Genomic DNA, 13,749 nt, shown 5'->3' with positions numbered 1-13,749 from the left:
TGCCGTGGATGCCCAAACCCGAGAGCGCGGGCCCTCCGTTGAGGAACCGCGGCAGCCCAACCACGCTCCAGAGCAAAAAACGCGTCCAGACCGTGCGCCGCCCCCGCAGCCGGATACCGACCGCAAGCCGTCGATGCGCGACCGGCTCCGCGAGCACTGGATGCTTGCCACGGCCGGCGCCTGTCTGCTGCTGCTCGCGCTCGTTGGTGGCGTGATCTACTGGCTCAACGTCCGGCATTATGAATCGACCGACGACGCGTTTGTGGCTGCGCGCAGTTTTGCCGTTGCAGCAAAGGTCGGCGGCTACGTCGTCGAGGTCCCCGTCACCGACAACCAGCACGTCAATGCCGGCGATCTCCTCGCGCGGATCGATGAGCGTGACTACAAGATATCAGTCGATCAGGCCGAGGCGCAGGTTGCGGTCGCCGAGGCCAATATCGCCAACGTCGAGGCTCAGATCGACAGCCAGCAGGAGCAGATCAAGGAAGCCAGGGCGCAGGCGCAACAGGCCGAAGCACAACTGAAATTTGCCGAGCAAGAGGCCGCCCGCGCGCAAGATCTCGTCGAGAAGGGGGCCGGCACGGTGCAGCGCCAGCAGCAGACACGCTCCGACCTCGACGCTCAACAGGCCAATGCGAGCCGCGCGAGGACAGCGGTGACCGCGGCCGAGCTCGGCGTCAAGACGCTCGACGCTCAGCTCAAGAGCAGCAAGGCATCGCTGGAGCAGGCGCAGACGCAGCTCGATCAAGCCAAGCTGAATTTGCAATACACCCGCATCACTGCGGCGCAGTCCGGACGCGTCGTCAAGCTGAGCGGTGCGGTCGGCACCTTTGTCGCGCCGGCACAGAGCGTCATGATGCTCGTCCCTGACGAAGTCTGGATCACCGCAAACTACAAGGAAACGCAGCTGACCGACATGCGTCCGGGTCAGCCGGTCGAAGTCAGGATCGACGCCTATCCGGGACGCAAGCTCACCGGCCACGTGGCTTCGGTTCAACCCGGCTCGGGCACTGCGTTCAGCCTGTTGCCGGCGGAGAACGCGACCGGCAATTTCGTCAAGGTCGTGCAGCGCGTTCCCGTGAAGATCGTGGTCGACAACTGGCCTGATGATGTGCCGGTCGGGCCGGGCATGTCGGTCGTGCCCTGGACCAGGGTGCGATGAGCGAGGTCGCGGCAGGTGGCGGCGCGGCCTGGTCGCCCGAGCGTTCGGCTGCGGGCGGGCATAATCCCTATCTGATTGCCTTCGTCGTCTCGATCGCGACCTTCATGGAGGTGCTCGACACCACGATCGCGAACGTTGCGTTGCGCCACATCGCGGGCGGATTGGCCGTCGGCATCGACGAGAGCACCTATGTCATCACCAGCTATCTCGTTGCCAATGCCATCGTGCTGTCGATCTCGGGCTGGCTGTCGACCGTGATCGGCCGCAAGCGGTTCTACATGATCTGCGTCGCCACGTTCGCCTTCGCCTCGCTGCTGTGCGGATTGGCCTGGAGCCTGGAGGCGCTGGTTCTGTTTCGGATCATCCAGGGCCTCGGCGGCGGCGGGATGGCGACCAGCGAGCAGGCGATCCTTGCCGACTCCTTTCCGCCGGCCAAGCGGGGCCAGGCATTCGCGATCTACGGCGTGGCAGTGGTGGTTGCTCCCGTGATCGGGCCGACGCTCGGCGGCTGGATCACCGACACCTACACCTGGCACTGGATCTTCCTGATCAACCTGCCGATGGGCTTGATCTCACTGTTCCTGGTTGGGACCCTGGTCAAGGAGCCGTCCGGCGCCGAAGAGGAGCGCAAGGAACTGCTCAAGAACGGCCTGCGCGTCGACTATATCGGCTTCGTGCTGGTCGCGATCGGGCTCGGCTCGCTTGAATTCGTGTTGGACGAAGGCCAACGCAAGGACTGGTTCGGGTCCGACATGATCACGGGCTTCGCACTGGCGTCGGCGGTTTGCCTGATTGCGCTGATCCCCTGGGAGCTGACGCGCAAGGATCCGATCGTCGATCTCCGCCTGCTGGGACGCCGCCAGTTCGGATCGTGCTTCCTGGTGATGCTGTGCACCGGCGCCGTCCTGATCTCGTCGACGCAGCTGATACCGCAATTGTTGCAGACCGAGCTGAACTATACCGCGTTTCTTGCCGGGCTCGCGCTGTCACCCGGCGGCATCGTCACCCTGATCCTGATGCCGGTGGTCGGCAATCTCGTCAGCCGTGTTCAGCCGAAATATCTGATCGCGCTCGGCGGTTGCATCGTCGCGTTCTCGATGTGGCATCTGACCGGGCTGAACGGCGACATCACTTATGGCTATGCCGCGCTGGCGCGCATCTTCCTCTCCGCGGGGCTTCCGTTCCTGTTCCTGCCGGTCACGACAGCGTCTTATGACGGCGTGCCGGCGGACAAGACCAACCAGGCCTCGGCGCTGATCAACGTCGCGCGCAATATCGGTGGATCGATGGGCGTCGCACTGGCGCAAACAGCGCTGGCGCAGCGCCAGCAATTTCACCAGAGCCGGCTGATCGAGCATGCCGCGCCGTCCGATCTTGGGTATCAGCAAACCATCGACACGATGACGCGCTACTTCCAGGCGCAGGGATCGAATGCGTCGGACGCCGCATCTCAGGCGATCGCCTGGGTGGGCCAGACCCTGCAGCAGCAGGTCGATCTCCTTGCTTACATCGACGTGTTCTGGATGCTTTCGATCGTCGGCCTCGTGATGATCCCGCTTGCCTTGATCATCAAGCCGGTCGACCTGGCTGGACCGCCAAAGGGACACTAGGGCAGACGACATTGTGAATGCGGCTAGCAGCCGAACCGCGCTATGAATTGCGTGGCTGTTAGGATTTCACGTGAGGCGCAAATGCATAAAACGAAACTTGCCGGCGTGAGTCTGTCCGTCATTTTCCTCGCTACGGTCGGCATTGCGCGATCAGATGCCGAGCCTGTCCTCAAAGGCGCGGACGCCTTCGGCGACTGGCAGCGTGACAAGCCCGGCACGGTGCGCCTGATCACGTCGCAGGACTTGCCCAGACCGGGTGCTACGGCCTCCAGCAGCAATTCGTCGCGCGTGGTGCGGCGGCCTGCCTCGGCCGTGCCGCAGGTGCCGGCGGGATTCAAGGTCGAGCTGTTCGCGAGCGGGTTGAGCGGCCCCCGGATCATCCGGACCGCGCCCAATGGCGACATCCTCGTCGCGGAAACCGGCTCCGGTCGCATTCGCGTCCTGCGCAGCGAGAGTGGCGCCAGCAAGCCGGCCACCAATGAAGTCTACGCCACCGGATTGAACCGGCCGTTCGGCATCGCGTTCTTCCCGAGCGGCGATGATCCGCAATGGCTCTATGTCGCCAACACCGACAGCGTCGTGCGCTTTGCCTACCGCAGCGGCGATCTCAAGGCACAAGAAAGACCCGAGACGATCGTCGCCAATCTTCCGCACGGCTACGGCCATTCCACGCGTGACATCGCCTTCACACCCGACAATAAGCGGATGCTGGTGTCGGTCGGCTCCGCTGGCAACGCAGGCGAGGGGCTTGGCCAGCCACCTGGTGGCATCGAGGCCTGGAGCCGCGACCATGCGCTTGGCGCAGCGTGGGGAGCCGAGACCGATCGCGCCGCCGTGCTCGCCTTCGATCCCGACGGCAAGAACCGGAAGCTGTTCGCCACCGGTATCCGCAACTGCGTGGGGCTGGCAATCCAGCCCGGCAGCGGCACGCCCTGGTGTTCGACCAACGAGCGCGACGGCCGCGGCGACAATCTCGTGCCCGACTATGTGACACGCATTCGCGAAGGGGCGTTCTACGGCTGGCCCTGGTACTATATCGGTGCCAACGAGGACCCGGCGCATGCCGATGCGCGGCCGGACCTCAAGGACAAGGTGACGGTCCCCGACGTGCTGTTGCAGGCCCACTCGGCCTCGCTTGGCCTGACCTTCTACACCGGCAGCAACTTTCCGTCCGAGTATCGCGGCGATGGCTTTGCCGCCGAGCACGGCTCGTGGAATCGATCCAAGCGCACCGGCTACAAGGTCATTCGCATCAGGCTGAAGGACGGCGTGCCGACCGGCGAATATGAGGATTTCGTCACCGGCTTTGTCCTCGGCGACAATGAGGTCTGGGGCCGCCCGGTCGGCGTGACCGTGGCGCGCGACGGCGCGCTGCTGGTCTCCGAAGACGGCAACGGCACGATCTGGCGCGTCAGCCACGAGTAGCCGTCGGGTCGCTATCCCAGCCCGTCCTTGAGGCCGTAGTCCTCGTAGATCGTGAGCGGGTCGGTATCCGGAAACAACCGGCACTTGGCCTGCGCCAGATGCAGCGTGACGGCGCCGGCCTCGCACCGCGCGGTCAGGATTTTCCGGACATCCTCCATGTGCGCGCGCGGCTGGTGCTTCGACGGCAGCTGTTCAAGCGCAACCAGCGCCGTGGCCAGGGCCTCCGTCACCACCCATTCGTCGTGTCCGGTAATTCCCTTTCGCGGCATCGCCACATCCTCCGTCACACCGGCTGCAACATTGTAGCGCGAGAAGGGTGGGGGCTGTCATCAGCCAACATGGCCACGGCCGCAGGGAACTGGCTGGAGGAAGCCCTGCCACGATGCGCCGCAGGGAACCGGCGTGGCAGCGCGTGCGGGCAATGATTAGAACGTCGGTCAAGCGCCTTCATCCCAATCAGCCAGCCAGATGTTCGAACCCTATCTCTCGGCCTGGAGCCTCGTTCCCGACGGCAATCCGATCGTGACCCGTGCTGCACGGTTGCTGCCGGTGCGGCGACACGGGATGCCTGCCATGCTCAAGCTCTCGCACGAGGTGGACGAACGCCTCGGCGCCATTGTGATGGAGTGGTGGGACGGCGACGGTGCGGCGCGGGTCCTTGCCCGCGACGGCGACGCGGTGTTGCTCGAACGGGCGATGGGATCGACATCGCTGAGCGAGATGGCACGAACCGGCCGGGACGACGACGCCTGCCGAATCCTCTGTGCAACGGCTGACCGGCTCCACGCCGAGCGAACCAAACCGCGGCCGGACCTGACGCCGCTCACACACTGGTTTCGCGAGTTGTGGCCCGCAGCGAGGACGCATGGCGGCATCCTGAACCGATCGGCTGAGATCGCTGAAGCGCTGCTCGCCGATCAGCGCGAGATCGTGGTGCTGCATGGCGACCTGCACCATGACAATGTGCTCGACTTCGGCGCGCGCGGCTGGCTGGCGATCGATCCAAAGCATCTCGTCGGCGACCGCGGCTTCGACTTCGCCAACATCTTCACCAATCCGGATCTTGCCGATCCGACACGCCCCGTCGCAACCGAGCAAGGCCGCTTTGCACGGCGTCTCGACATCGTCCTGGAAGAAGCGCGGCTCGATCGCCGGCGCCTGCTGTCATGGATCATCGCCTGGACCGGCCTGTCGGCGGCATGGTTTCTCGGCGACGGCGATCCGCTCGCCGACATCGATCTGCAGATTGCAAGGCTTGCCGCAGCCGAGCTCGACCGGATGGCGTAGGGCGCGCAGAGCGATTATGCCGCTACCGCACTCGCTCCACTCAGCGACACGCTCAGAATTCGCCACTTCGATATGTCGAAGAAGTAGGCGGCCTTGATGCGCGCGGAGGCGGGGTCCGGCGCTTGAATTGCCGTGTGGAATTTCCGCTCCCCATCGCTCAGCGAAATCCGGAATGTCTGCATTGGTCGAACCTCCACGCGCCGATGCTGCGGCAAGGAGGGTTAAGATCCGGTTGCTGCTTGCGACGCGCGCAAATTGCGGCGCTTGTTATGCGGGCGCGTTTGAGCGCAGCGCCGGCGGAAGCCGCACCATTGTGTCCTCGGCACCGACCACGCGTCCGTCCTGCGCGCGCAACTCAAGCCGGCGCACCGGCAAGCCGTTCTTCTTGTCGACCAGCAGCACATGCGCCTCATCGGGGTCGAAGAAGAAATCCTCGCCCCATTGCCGGAGCGCGACGAGGAGCGGGAAGAGCCCGCGCCCCTTCTCGGTCAGCACATATTCCTGATACGGGCTGCCGTCGGCTGCCGGCACCGTCTCCATGATGCCGTGCGCGAGCAGATTGCGCAGCCGGGCCGAGAGGATGTTCTTGGCTAGCCCGAGGCTCTTCTGAAACTCGCCGAACCGGCGCAGCCCGTCGAACGCATCGCGGACGATCAGGAGCGACCACCAGTCGCCGATCGCATCCAGCGGCCGGGCCACGCCGCACAAGGACTCCCTGTGGCTCACTCTCTTGGCCATCGCGATTCGCCTGACGCTCCCTTGGTTTCGCGGGGTCGATCGGCTCGGTGTCAGGTCCGACCGTCGGGCTGATATAGCGGTTGCAAATTGAAACCTCAAGCGATACACGCTGGTTTCAAACTAAAACCATCGTGAGGTTCGCCATGATCCAAGCCGACGCCACGTTCGACGGCACCTTTCCGTTCGCGCCACATTTCAGCGCAGCTCCGGGCTTCCAGATGCACTATCTCGACGAAGGCCCGCGGGACGGCGAGGTGGTGCTGTGCCTGCACGGCGAACCGACCTGGGGCTATCTGTTCCGCCATCTGGTGCCGGTGCTGAGCGCAACGCATCGCGTGGTAGTTCCGGATCACATGGGCTTCGGCAAGAGCGCGACGCCGGCGCAGCGCAGCTATTGGCTGCAGGACCATGTCGACAATCTCGAAGCGCTGGTCGGCGCACTCGACCTCACCGACATCACCCTCGTCATGCATGATTTCGGCGGACCGGTCGGCATGGGATTCGCCGCGCGCCATCCGGATCGCATCCGGCGCATCATCTCGGCCAACGGGCCGACGCCGTTCGGGCAGCGCGACCTGGTCGAGCGCGTGGTCGCAAACGCCGAGGTCTCGCCCTGGTTTCAATGGATCGCCAGGGCCGAGGCAAGCGATGAACTCGAACCGGTGCTTGGACAGCTCGGCTTCAACATCCTGAGCACGCTGAAACTCAACGGCTTCGAGAACAATGCGGTCATCACCGACGCCTGGCTCGCGGCCTACGGCGCGCCGTTCGCGCGTCCCGCCGATTGCCTCGGCGCGATCGGGTGGGCCAAGGGCTTTGCCACCGGCGCACATACGTTCGCAGCACCCGATCCCGCCGCCGACCGCCTGATCCGCAGCAAGCCCGCGCTCGCGATCTGGGGCGAGGCGGACCGCACGCTGCGTGCCGAGCATTTCCTGCCGCTGTTTTCCGCGATCTTCCCGGCGGCCCCGATCAGGCGTCTTGCCGGTGTCGGGCACTACTGCTTCGAGGATGCCCCGCAGGAGATCTCCGGCCTGATCGCGGAGTTCGTCCGGCAGACCTGACGTTGATCAGTCGAGAAAACGCGGCAAACGAGCCTGGGGTCCGTTGTATCAGCCGGCAGGCGGCTGATCGCTGGTCTGTGAAGAATGCTATTGACGCCTTGCGGGTTAGCTCGACAATTGCCGTAACGCGAAGCCAAGCCGTTTATGTTTACTCGAAGGAGTTTTAGATGAGGATTGTCCCGTTCGCTGCATGTCTTATCATCGTTTGTCATGGCGCGGCCGCTCAAACTTCCGGATGCTCGGCCATTTCGAACGCGAGCGATCGACTGTCCTGCTATGACAAGGCCGCGTCGATCGCAGGCAGCAGCCCGGAGAAAGACAAGACCGCGCCATCAGGTACTTCAGAAGCGCCATCGAAGAAACGAAGCGTTGTCGAGATGCTTGCCGATGAGAACGCAAAACTGAACGCAAAGCTCAAAACCATATGCCGCGGCTGCTGACGTCGATGAAATCCAAATCGGTCATCCACCGGCAGCGAGACCCGTTACTGATCGGGCTTTGTAATGAAGCTCCGGTTTTGATCGCGGATCTCCGCAGCCGCTTCGTCGTAGAGGAAGGGGAGGAAGGCATAGCGCCTTCCGCGCGTGACCAAACTCACGGCGTGCAATAATGAGCAAGAGAAGACCACGGCGCACCCCGGGGGCGGCTTGAATGATTGAGGTCCGTATTCGGGAAAACCGATTTCGCCTCCCTCAAAATCCTGGTTTAGATTGATTGAAACCGCAAAGCGGCGGTGGGCCGTTCCCTTGGTCGTGTTGTCACGATGGGGCGCAAAGTGCGCGTTGTCGGCGGCGTCGTAGCAGCCGACCATGTATCGTTCGATGTGAGTGGCCTTGAATTGGTGAACCTTGGCAATCTCCGGGACGATCGCTCGATCGATTCTCTGGTCGACCTGCCGCCTCAGTTCGACATCTTCCAGAAGATAATCTCTCCGCGCCTTGAATCGCAGGTCCGTCACACCGACCGTCTTGCCGTCGATCTCACGCATGACGCCGGACATTTGGCCGCCGTTCGCCTCATAAAGATCGATCAGGCGCTTGCAGAAGCTCGGTTCGAAGACATTCGGCAGATAGAGGATCGGGGCCTGCAAACGTATTCCAGAGAAGCGATCTGGCGGCGGCAGAGAACGCAGGTGCGATATCAGCCAGGAGGTTCGCGCAATCGGAAGCAAGCCGATTACCCGCAGCGTTGGATCGATCAGCACCCACATCCGCGTGTAGCGGGATTGCTTGGCTTGGCCCTCCGAAATTGCCCCGTAGAGACGGCTAACTTTGCCGTCGAAATCCAAAAAATACTTAACACCGTCTCTCTCGGATATCTTCTGCTCAGCCTTGTCCTTTTGATCGACCGTCACGCCATAGAAGGCCGCGTGCTTTCCGTTGAAAACGTCAGCCGCGTCCAGAACCTGCTGGATCAATTCGCGTGCCGGATCGTCACCCGCGCTGCCAAGAAAACAGAGTGCGAGATACCGGCCGGCAGCGGTCGAAAACGTATAATTCGGTACCGAGAGCGTTTGTTGTGAAAACCACGGGGCTGCGCTTCCCGGACCAATGTCCGGCTTCTCCTCGTGACTTTGAATCATCCGATCACCTCAATTATTCATCCGAATATGAATTTCGCTTCACGCGGCCACAGCGAGCGCCAAACGAGGGATCACTGCAATGCGGCCGGGTGCCCGACATGGCCGTCCACCGCCCGAGCGGCGCGCACGATGGTGGCCATGCCCAACTGAATGGCGATGAAGATGCCACGAATGCTCCAAAATGCCCAGCGGCTGGCGTGAGCCGGCCGCCGTTGCGAGCACGCGAGGTCTGGTTTGAATAGACCGGGTGAACCGCACAAGGCGATCCGTCCCCGGATCACATGGTGCATTCCGCCGAGATCGCCGCCTCGAGCGCCGGCACCCAGGCGCGGTACGCGGCAGCGGTGAAGTGAATGCCGTCGGGCATCTTCGCGCCGGACGGCAGATGCGGGTCGATGAAGCGAATGCCGCGCGCGGCCGCGGCCGCTTCGATCGCCTGATTGGTCGCGCGGTCGGCGGCCACGGCAATCGCCACCAGCGGCCGCGTCGACAGCGGCTTGACGGTGTCGATGAGGTCGGCGAAGTCGCGTTGCGCCGTTGGCGATCCGGCATCGTTCGCGCCGACTGCGAGCACGAGCAGGAACGCGTCCTGGTCGGCGAGCAGGCGCCCGGCGAGGCGCGTTGCCTCCCGAATGGTCTGGCCGCCAACGCCGGCATTGATGACCGGACGTCCGCAAAGCTGCCGCGGCAGCGGCGCCATTTCAGTGATGCTGTCGCCAAGCACGACGATCGGCGCCGTTGCGCCACTGAGCGCGGCGCGGATCATGAATTCGCGCACCGCGGCATGATCGTGAAAGGCGTGCCGCGATACTTCCCCGAAGCGGCTGCGCATCCTTTGCAGCTCCGCAAAGGAAGCGACAAAAGCGACCAGAAAAATGACGGCCAAAAGCCACGGAAGTGCGCGACGCATTGCGTCTCAGCGCTACCATCGCGACTTCAGCCCGGGCAATATTCAGAAACAACCGTACAACGCCGGAGCGTTCACTTTCTGCGGATCGCGCGTAGCGGGAGGTTACGGGATACGGCTGCGCGCAGCCTGTTACCTCTATGCTGTCTGTTCGATCGTTGTCGCCTCCGCACCCGCGTGGTCTTGCTCTTGGATCTGAGTGAGGCAGCACGGCGCGCGCGACCGGGGCGCTGGCGGGCCGGGAACGATGAAGATGGGCACTATGTCTGCGTCATAGCCACCTGAAACCCGCTACAGTCCTGCTTCTTCGAGTAGCAGGCAGAAAGACGCCGTCACGGGCGTAGACCAGATAGTGGCTTATCCCGTTCGCTCGACCAGCCTCAGTGACTTGCGTCGTATCGCGAACGGTTAGCGTGAATGGTTGCTATGTTCGCGCGCGTCCACTGCGCCAGATGCCGCACAGGTTCCGACAGCGAGTGCCCCAGCGCGGTCAGCGTATATTCGACCTGCGGGGGTGTGGTGGGACAGACAGTCCGCTCAACCATGCCGTCCCGCTCGAGCGTTTTCAGAGTTCGCGTCAGCATTTGCTGCGAGATGTCGCCGACCTGACGCTTCAGCTCGTTGAAACGGCGCGGCTGGTCGCGAAGCGCAACCACAACCTGCATCGTCCACTTGTCTCCTACGCGGCTGAGTACCTCGCTAACCTGGCGGCAGTCGGGGGGAGCCTCGGGTGACGAAGGCATATCCATCTGACTTGCTCCCAAAAATATGCGTTCTTGGAAGGCCTCCGATAGTCACTTAGGTGGTGGTGGTCAATATCGTTGACCACGTAGACCTCGAACATGCTTCACCCCACCACTACGGAGAGCCTTATGATCCTCTATTACGCGCCCGGCGCGTGCAGCCAGGCCAGCCACATCGCGCTGATCGAGGCCGGCCTGCCTCACAAACTTGTTCGCGTTGGTCGCGACAAGCAGACGGAAGAAGGCCGTGACTTCCGGAAGATCAACCCCAAGGGCTATACGCCTGCGCTCGAACTCGACGATGGGACGATCCTGACCGAGAACCTCGTCATTCTTGCCTACATCGCGCAACTGACCGGCAAACTCCTGCCGCTGGATGGCCTCGTCCGCTGGCGCGCGCTGGAAGCCACTGAATTCATGACAACCGAGATCCACGTCAACTTCAGGCCATACTTCTTCGACGCGCCGCACGCAGAGAAGGACAAGGCCCGGCAGATGCTGGACAGGCGCTTCACGACGATCGCGGAGCAACTCGGCGACAAGCGATTCCTGGTGAGCGATCAGATCACGATCGCCGATCTCTATCTGTTCGTGATGCTGTCGTGGGCCGCCATGTTCGGGGTCGAAGTGCCGGAACGGCTCGGCAGCTATCTTGGGCGGATGAGGAAGATGCCCTCGGTCGTCAAGGCGCTCACCGAGGAAGGGCTGGCCGCCACCTGAATAGCAGGGCTTTTACTCTGTCCAATGAGTTACGACCGGAGTATCCGCCGCATAGGGCGGCCATTGCGGCGTAACTTCCGGCGGAGAACGACAACGAATGGTCTCCCCACGCCATGGATATCTAAATTTGCGCCACAGCTTCCATACGGATGCGATCAACAGACGTTCGCCGCGCCCCGTCGAACGCTTCCTGGTCATCCATCGTCAAGCGACGTTTTTGCCCGGGGATCGCCCGCACCCGAGAAACAGTTCAACAAGATCAAAGGGACGGTGGCGGAAGGGGTGTCCTGTCAACCATGCTGAAACAATTTAGCTTTCTGAGATCTGGGTTGGGAAAGCTACGGTCTCGACCACGGGATATGGGACTCGCAAAAAATGCCCCGTAGAGCTCCTTATGTTCGGCGCTTTCGGGACACCTACCAGTCTACGTTCGCAACGTGACCACCTTTCGGCGACCCTGCCGAGCGTTCGATTGCTCTGTGGTCGAATCCAGCGCCGATCTCGGAATCTCGTCAACGATATTATAGATAGTGGGTCGCTGGGCCACGACGCCAAGCGAAGTGCCTATTTGAACTCGTGACTTGTCGGACAGTCAGGTATCGAGGCCCGGCCATCGGGGTGGGGCGGGGCTGTCTGATAAGCGCCTCGGGGTGATGATGAACGAAGATACGTTCCTCCAGAAGAACTACCATTATTACCAGGCGTGGCATCATTGGCTTGGCAAGGCCGAGAAGCTGAAACGCGCCGCTCTGATTTTGTATCAAGCGGACCTGCCTGACCTTCGGCTTTATGACGAAGCCCATAATCGGGCCTTGGAAGAATTGAGGGGCAGAGAAGGAACGGCAGCGGTTCGCTACCCGCATCCCGACATGCTGCCGGCTTTCAGTCTGTTTGGCTCCGCGCTGGAGAGTGTTTTCAAAGGCGTGATGGTCAATAACGATTCAAGCTTGATCGGCGAGCACAAGCTGTCCCAAAGCCTGAAAAGCCACGACCTTGTTCAACTGGCCGAGGGTGCAGCTATAGCTCTAGACGACCGGGAAACCCGGCTGCTTTCCTGGGTGTCGGAGGTCGTCATCTGGAAGGCCCGGTATTCCGTCCCGACAAATACCAAGTTCGGAGACGCCTTCTTCCACCAACTGGACAACATCTCCCTGGCCGACGCCGAAACCTGCATCTTGCTGCTGGAGGGGATATTCGACCGGGCAAAATCTGCTCTGCCCCCGCTAGAGCGGGCCTCCGAAGGGTTCGACGTCCTAGTCTCGTGGAAGGAATAGCGTCGTACCACGAGAACGGTCCTAGTCTAGCCCTAGCGGCTGGACTCTGTGCTGATTCGTTCTACTGGCGGCTATCGTGATTGAACGGGGCTGCCTATGCCGGACATCGACTTCATTCGGGGAGAAATCGAGCGCATGCGGATGCAGGTCGGACGCCAGCGAATGGAAGTCAGCTCCAGCGGGCCGGGATATCCACGGCCTCATCCTCAAAAAGACTCGCCACCTCTGCGAGAAGCGGGACAAGCTGAGCGCCCTTCGATCAAGAATCCGATGACGAAATTGCTCAACTGACACTATACGGCAGCAGCGTAACGCCAGAGGTTGCAGGATGATAAAAAACAAGAGTTCCCCGGGAGCGCCTTGGATGCCTAAGCTTCCCAACGGGGCTACACTTCCACCGGAAAGGAAGCCAATCGAGATCCTGCGCCATGAGTCCGGCCACCTCGTCATTGGTCGGGTGCTTGGATTCGAATACACCGGCATGGTGTATGAGAAGACTCACGCTGGCGCTCGGTCAGACCAGAAGCCGATCTTCTCGGAACTGGCGCAGGTGAGTGCGTATCTGAAGCTGCGCATAATTGTCCTTTATGCGGGCGTGATGGCGGAATCCCTCAATCAGGGGAAGGTCCAGAACGATCAAGCGATCAAGCTAGCGAACGGATACCAGGGCTCCGACGATCATCAGAAGGTCAGCGAGTATTCCAGGATCGTCGCCGGCATCGATTGCGGCGATCGGCCCTTCGATGAGGTTTGGAAGGATACTGAGAAGGAAGTCTGGAAGCGAGCGGGAGAGCTTGTCGAGAAATACGCCAAGCCGATCGTCGAGCTTTCGAGGTCATTGCTTGGGCTGATCGGCGGTGCCGAGACCTACCAGGTCACAGCGGAGCAGTTGCACTCCATACCCGCCTTCAACGACAGTAAGCTCGGCTGCGAAGGGGCAATTCCCGCGCGAATCACCGCTCTGGCCGCAGCGCCCAAAATCGCAGAAAAGCCACAATCCGACTGATTTCCGGTACACTTCATCCTGTGGATCAATCTCAGCAAGTCGCGGCGTTTTTGATCGTCGTTTTGTTTGTGAGTTTGCGTTTCCGTATCGACCTGCTCGGAAGGCACAACGGCCGCAGTGGATGCTTCCTCGGGCAGGCTAGGTCCAGCGCAAACCGTAAAATTCGGGTGCGCACCGGCTCCAGCACGCAACCAGAATCGACCCGGGGATTTCCTGCCATGCCCTCATCAA

At 62.0% G+C, this 13,749-nt stretch carries 15 protein-coding genes; 9 read left to right on the top strand and 6 right to left on the bottom strand.

Annotated elements, in window-relative coordinates; translation table 11 throughout:
* Positions 1-4 precede the first annotated feature (4 nt).
* The 3 genes from ACVW17_RS27495 (at position 5) to ACVW17_RS27485 (ending at position 4,197) form a co-directional block, all read left to right on the top strand.
* Positions 5-1,162, top strand: coding sequence for an HlyD family secretion protein (locus ACVW17_RS27495; RefSeq protein ID WP_456754772.1), 1,158 nt, complete (start codon positions 5-7; stop codon positions 1,160-1,162).
* Positions 1,159-2,772: a DHA2 family efflux MFS transporter permease subunit gene (locus ACVW17_RS27490; RefSeq protein ID WP_456798093.1), complete on the top strand. Its 1,614-nt coding sequence runs from the start codon at positions 1,159-1,161 to the stop codon at positions 2,770-2,772. Before ACVW17_RS27495 ends, ACVW17_RS27490 begins: the two co-directional genes overlap by 4 nt.
* An 81-nt stretch (positions 2,773-2,853) precedes the next feature.
* Positions 2,854-4,197 carry a PQQ-dependent sugar dehydrogenase gene (locus ACVW17_RS27485; protein ID WP_456754770.1) on the top strand — a complete coding sequence of 448 codons (1,344 nt, stop codon included), beginning with the start codon at positions 2,854-2,856 and terminating at the stop codon, positions 4,195-4,197.
* Between the two features lie 11 nt (positions 4,198-4,208).
* Here the strand turns inward: ACVW17_RS27485 and ACVW17_RS27480 are convergent, their stop codons facing one another.
* The gene (locus ACVW17_RS27480; protein WP_163153833.1) at positions 4,209-4,466 is read right to left on the bottom strand and encodes a hypothetical protein; all 258 of its coding nucleotides are present in this window, start codon (positions 4,464-4,466) and stop codon (positions 4,209-4,211) included.
* 199 nt (positions 4,467-4,665) lie between these two features.
* On the opposite strand from ACVW17_RS27480, the gene ACVW17_RS27475 reads away from it, so the two are divergent.
* Positions 4,666-5,484: an aminoglycoside phosphotransferase family protein gene (locus ACVW17_RS27475; RefSeq protein ID WP_456754769.1), complete on the top strand. Its 819-nt coding sequence runs from the start codon at positions 4,666-4,668 to the stop codon at positions 5,482-5,484.
* 267 nt (positions 5,485-5,751) lie between these two features.
* Here ACVW17_RS27475 and ACVW17_RS27470 read toward each other — a convergent pair whose 3' ends face one another.
* A complete protein-coding gene (locus tag ACVW17_RS27470) occupies positions 5,752-6,222 on the bottom strand; it encodes a winged helix-turn-helix transcriptional regulator (RefSeq protein WP_456754768.1) in 471 nt (156 codons plus the stop codon).
* A 143-nt stretch (positions 6,223-6,365) separates the two neighbouring features.
* Here ACVW17_RS27470 and ACVW17_RS27465 point away from each other — a divergent pair, with 143 nt between their 5' ends.
* Positions 6,366-7,286: an alpha/beta fold hydrolase gene (locus ACVW17_RS27465; protein ID WP_456754767.1), complete on the top strand. Its 921-nt coding sequence runs from the start codon at positions 6,366-6,368 to the stop codon at positions 7,284-7,286.
* Positions 7,287-7,453: 167 nt separating this feature from the next.
* Positions 7,454-7,726, top strand: coding sequence for a hypothetical protein (locus ACVW17_RS27460; RefSeq protein WP_456754766.1), 273 nt, complete (start codon positions 7,454-7,456; stop codon positions 7,724-7,726).
* Positions 7,727-7,770: 44 nt separating this feature from the next.
* Here the strand turns inward: ACVW17_RS27460 and ACVW17_RS27455 are convergent, their stop codons facing one another.
* The 4 genes from ACVW17_RS27455 to ACVW17_RS27440 form a co-directional block, all read right to left on the bottom strand.
* Positions 7,771-8,868 carry a 2OG-Fe(II) oxygenase gene (locus tag ACVW17_RS27455; protein WP_456754765.1) on the bottom strand — a complete coding sequence of 366 codons (1,098 nt, stop codon included), beginning with the start codon at positions 8,866-8,868 and terminating at the stop codon, positions 7,771-7,773.
* Positions 8,869-8,939: 71 nt separating this feature from the next.
* The gene (locus ACVW17_RS27450; protein WP_456754764.1) at positions 8,940-9,158 is read right to left on the bottom strand and encodes a hypothetical protein; all 219 of its coding nucleotides are present in this window, start codon (positions 9,156-9,158) and stop codon (positions 8,940-8,942) included.
* Entirely contained in the window at positions 9,146-9,634 is a 489-nt protein-coding gene (locus tag ACVW17_RS27445) for an SGNH/GDSL hydrolase family protein (RefSeq protein ID WP_456798092.1), read from the bottom strand. Before ACVW17_RS27445 ends, ACVW17_RS27450 begins: the two co-directional genes overlap by 13 nt.
* Before the next feature lie 521 nt (positions 9,635-10,155).
* Positions 10,156-10,518 carry a winged helix-turn-helix transcriptional regulator gene (locus ACVW17_RS27440; protein ID WP_456756540.1) on the bottom strand — a complete coding sequence of 121 codons (363 nt, stop codon included), beginning with the start codon at positions 10,516-10,518 and terminating at the stop codon, positions 10,156-10,158.
* A gap of 99 nt (positions 10,519-10,617) precedes the next feature.
* Here ACVW17_RS27440 and ACVW17_RS27435 point away from each other — a divergent pair, with 99 nt between their 5' ends.
* The 3 genes from ACVW17_RS27435 (at position 10,618) to ACVW17_RS27425 (ending at position 13,518) form a co-directional block, all read left to right on the top strand.
* Positions 10,618-11,238 (top strand): glutathione binding-like protein, encoded by a 621-nt coding sequence (locus tag ACVW17_RS27435; RefSeq protein ID WP_456798091.1) that lies wholly within the window; start codon positions 10,618-10,620, stop codon positions 11,236-11,238.
* A 656-nt stretch (positions 11,239-11,894) separates the two neighbouring features.
* Entirely contained in the window at positions 11,895-12,512 is a 618-nt protein-coding gene (locus ACVW17_RS27430; RefSeq protein ID WP_456798090.1) for a hypothetical protein, read from the top strand.
* Between the two features lie 364 nt (positions 12,513-12,876).
* Positions 12,877-13,518, top strand: a complete 642-nt coding sequence (locus ACVW17_RS27425; RefSeq protein ID WP_456798089.1) for a hypothetical protein — start codon at positions 12,877-12,879, stop codon at positions 13,516-13,518.
* The last annotated feature ends 231 nt before the right edge of the window (positions 13,519-13,749 follow it).

It is taken from the genome of Bradyrhizobium sp. USDA 4473, assembly GCF_054063335.1.
Note: the sequence above shows the minus strand (reverse complement) of the source record. Positions and strands in the feature narration are given on the sequence as shown.

Excerpts from the sequence above, each read along its gene's own strand:
- ACVW17_RS27445 (WP_456798092.1), bottom strand. The coding sequence starts at position 9,634 with ATGATCCGCGCCGCGCTCAGTGGCGCAACGGCGCCGATCGTCGTGCTT.
- ACVW17_RS27490 (WP_456798093.1), top strand. The coding sequence starts at position 1,159 with ATGAGCGAGGTCGCGGCAGGTGGCGGCGCGGCCTGGTCGCCCGAGCGT.
- ACVW17_RS27430 (WP_456798090.1), top strand. The coding sequence starts at position 11,895 with ATGAACGAAGATACGTTCCTCCAGAAGAACTACCATTATTACCAGGCG.
- ACVW17_RS27475 (WP_456754769.1), top strand. The coding sequence starts at position 4,666 with ATGTTCGAACCCTATCTCTCGGCCTGGAGCCTCGTTCCCGACGGCAAT.
- ACVW17_RS27480 (WP_163153833.1), bottom strand. The coding sequence starts at position 4,466 with ATGCCGCGAAAGGGAATTACCGGACACGACGAATGGGTGGTGACGGAG.
- ACVW17_RS27460 (WP_456754766.1), top strand. The coding sequence starts at position 7,454 with ATGAGGATTGTCCCGTTCGCTGCATGTCTTATCATCGTTTGTCATGGC.
- ACVW17_RS27455 (WP_456754765.1), bottom strand. The coding sequence starts at position 8,868 with ATGATTCAAAGTCACGAGGAGAAGCCGGACATTGGTCCGGGAAGCGCA.
- ACVW17_RS27470 (WP_456754768.1), bottom strand. The coding sequence starts at position 6,222 with ATGGCCAAGAGAGTGAGCCACAGGGAGTCCTTGTGCGGCGTGGCCCGG.
- ACVW17_RS27440 (WP_456756540.1), bottom strand. The coding sequence starts at position 10,518 with ATGCCTTCGTCACCCGAGGCTCCCCCCGACTGCCGCCAGGTTAGCGAG.
- ACVW17_RS27465 (WP_456754767.1), top strand. The coding sequence starts at position 6,366 with ATGATCCAAGCCGACGCCACGTTCGACGGCACCTTTCCGTTCGCGCCA.
- ACVW17_RS27425 (WP_456798089.1), top strand. The coding sequence starts at position 12,877 with ATGCCTAAGCTTCCCAACGGGGCTACACTTCCACCGGAAAGGAAGCCA.
- ACVW17_RS27435 (WP_456798091.1), top strand. The coding sequence starts at position 10,618 with ATGCTTCACCCCACCACTACGGAGAGCCTTATGATCCTCTATTACGCG.
- ACVW17_RS27450 (WP_456754764.1), bottom strand. The coding sequence starts at position 9,158 with ATGCACCATGTGATCCGGGGACGGATCGCCTTGTGCGGTTCACCCGGT.
- ACVW17_RS27485 (WP_456754770.1), top strand. The coding sequence starts at position 2,854 with ATGCATAAAACGAAACTTGCCGGCGTGAGTCTGTCCGTCATTTTCCTC.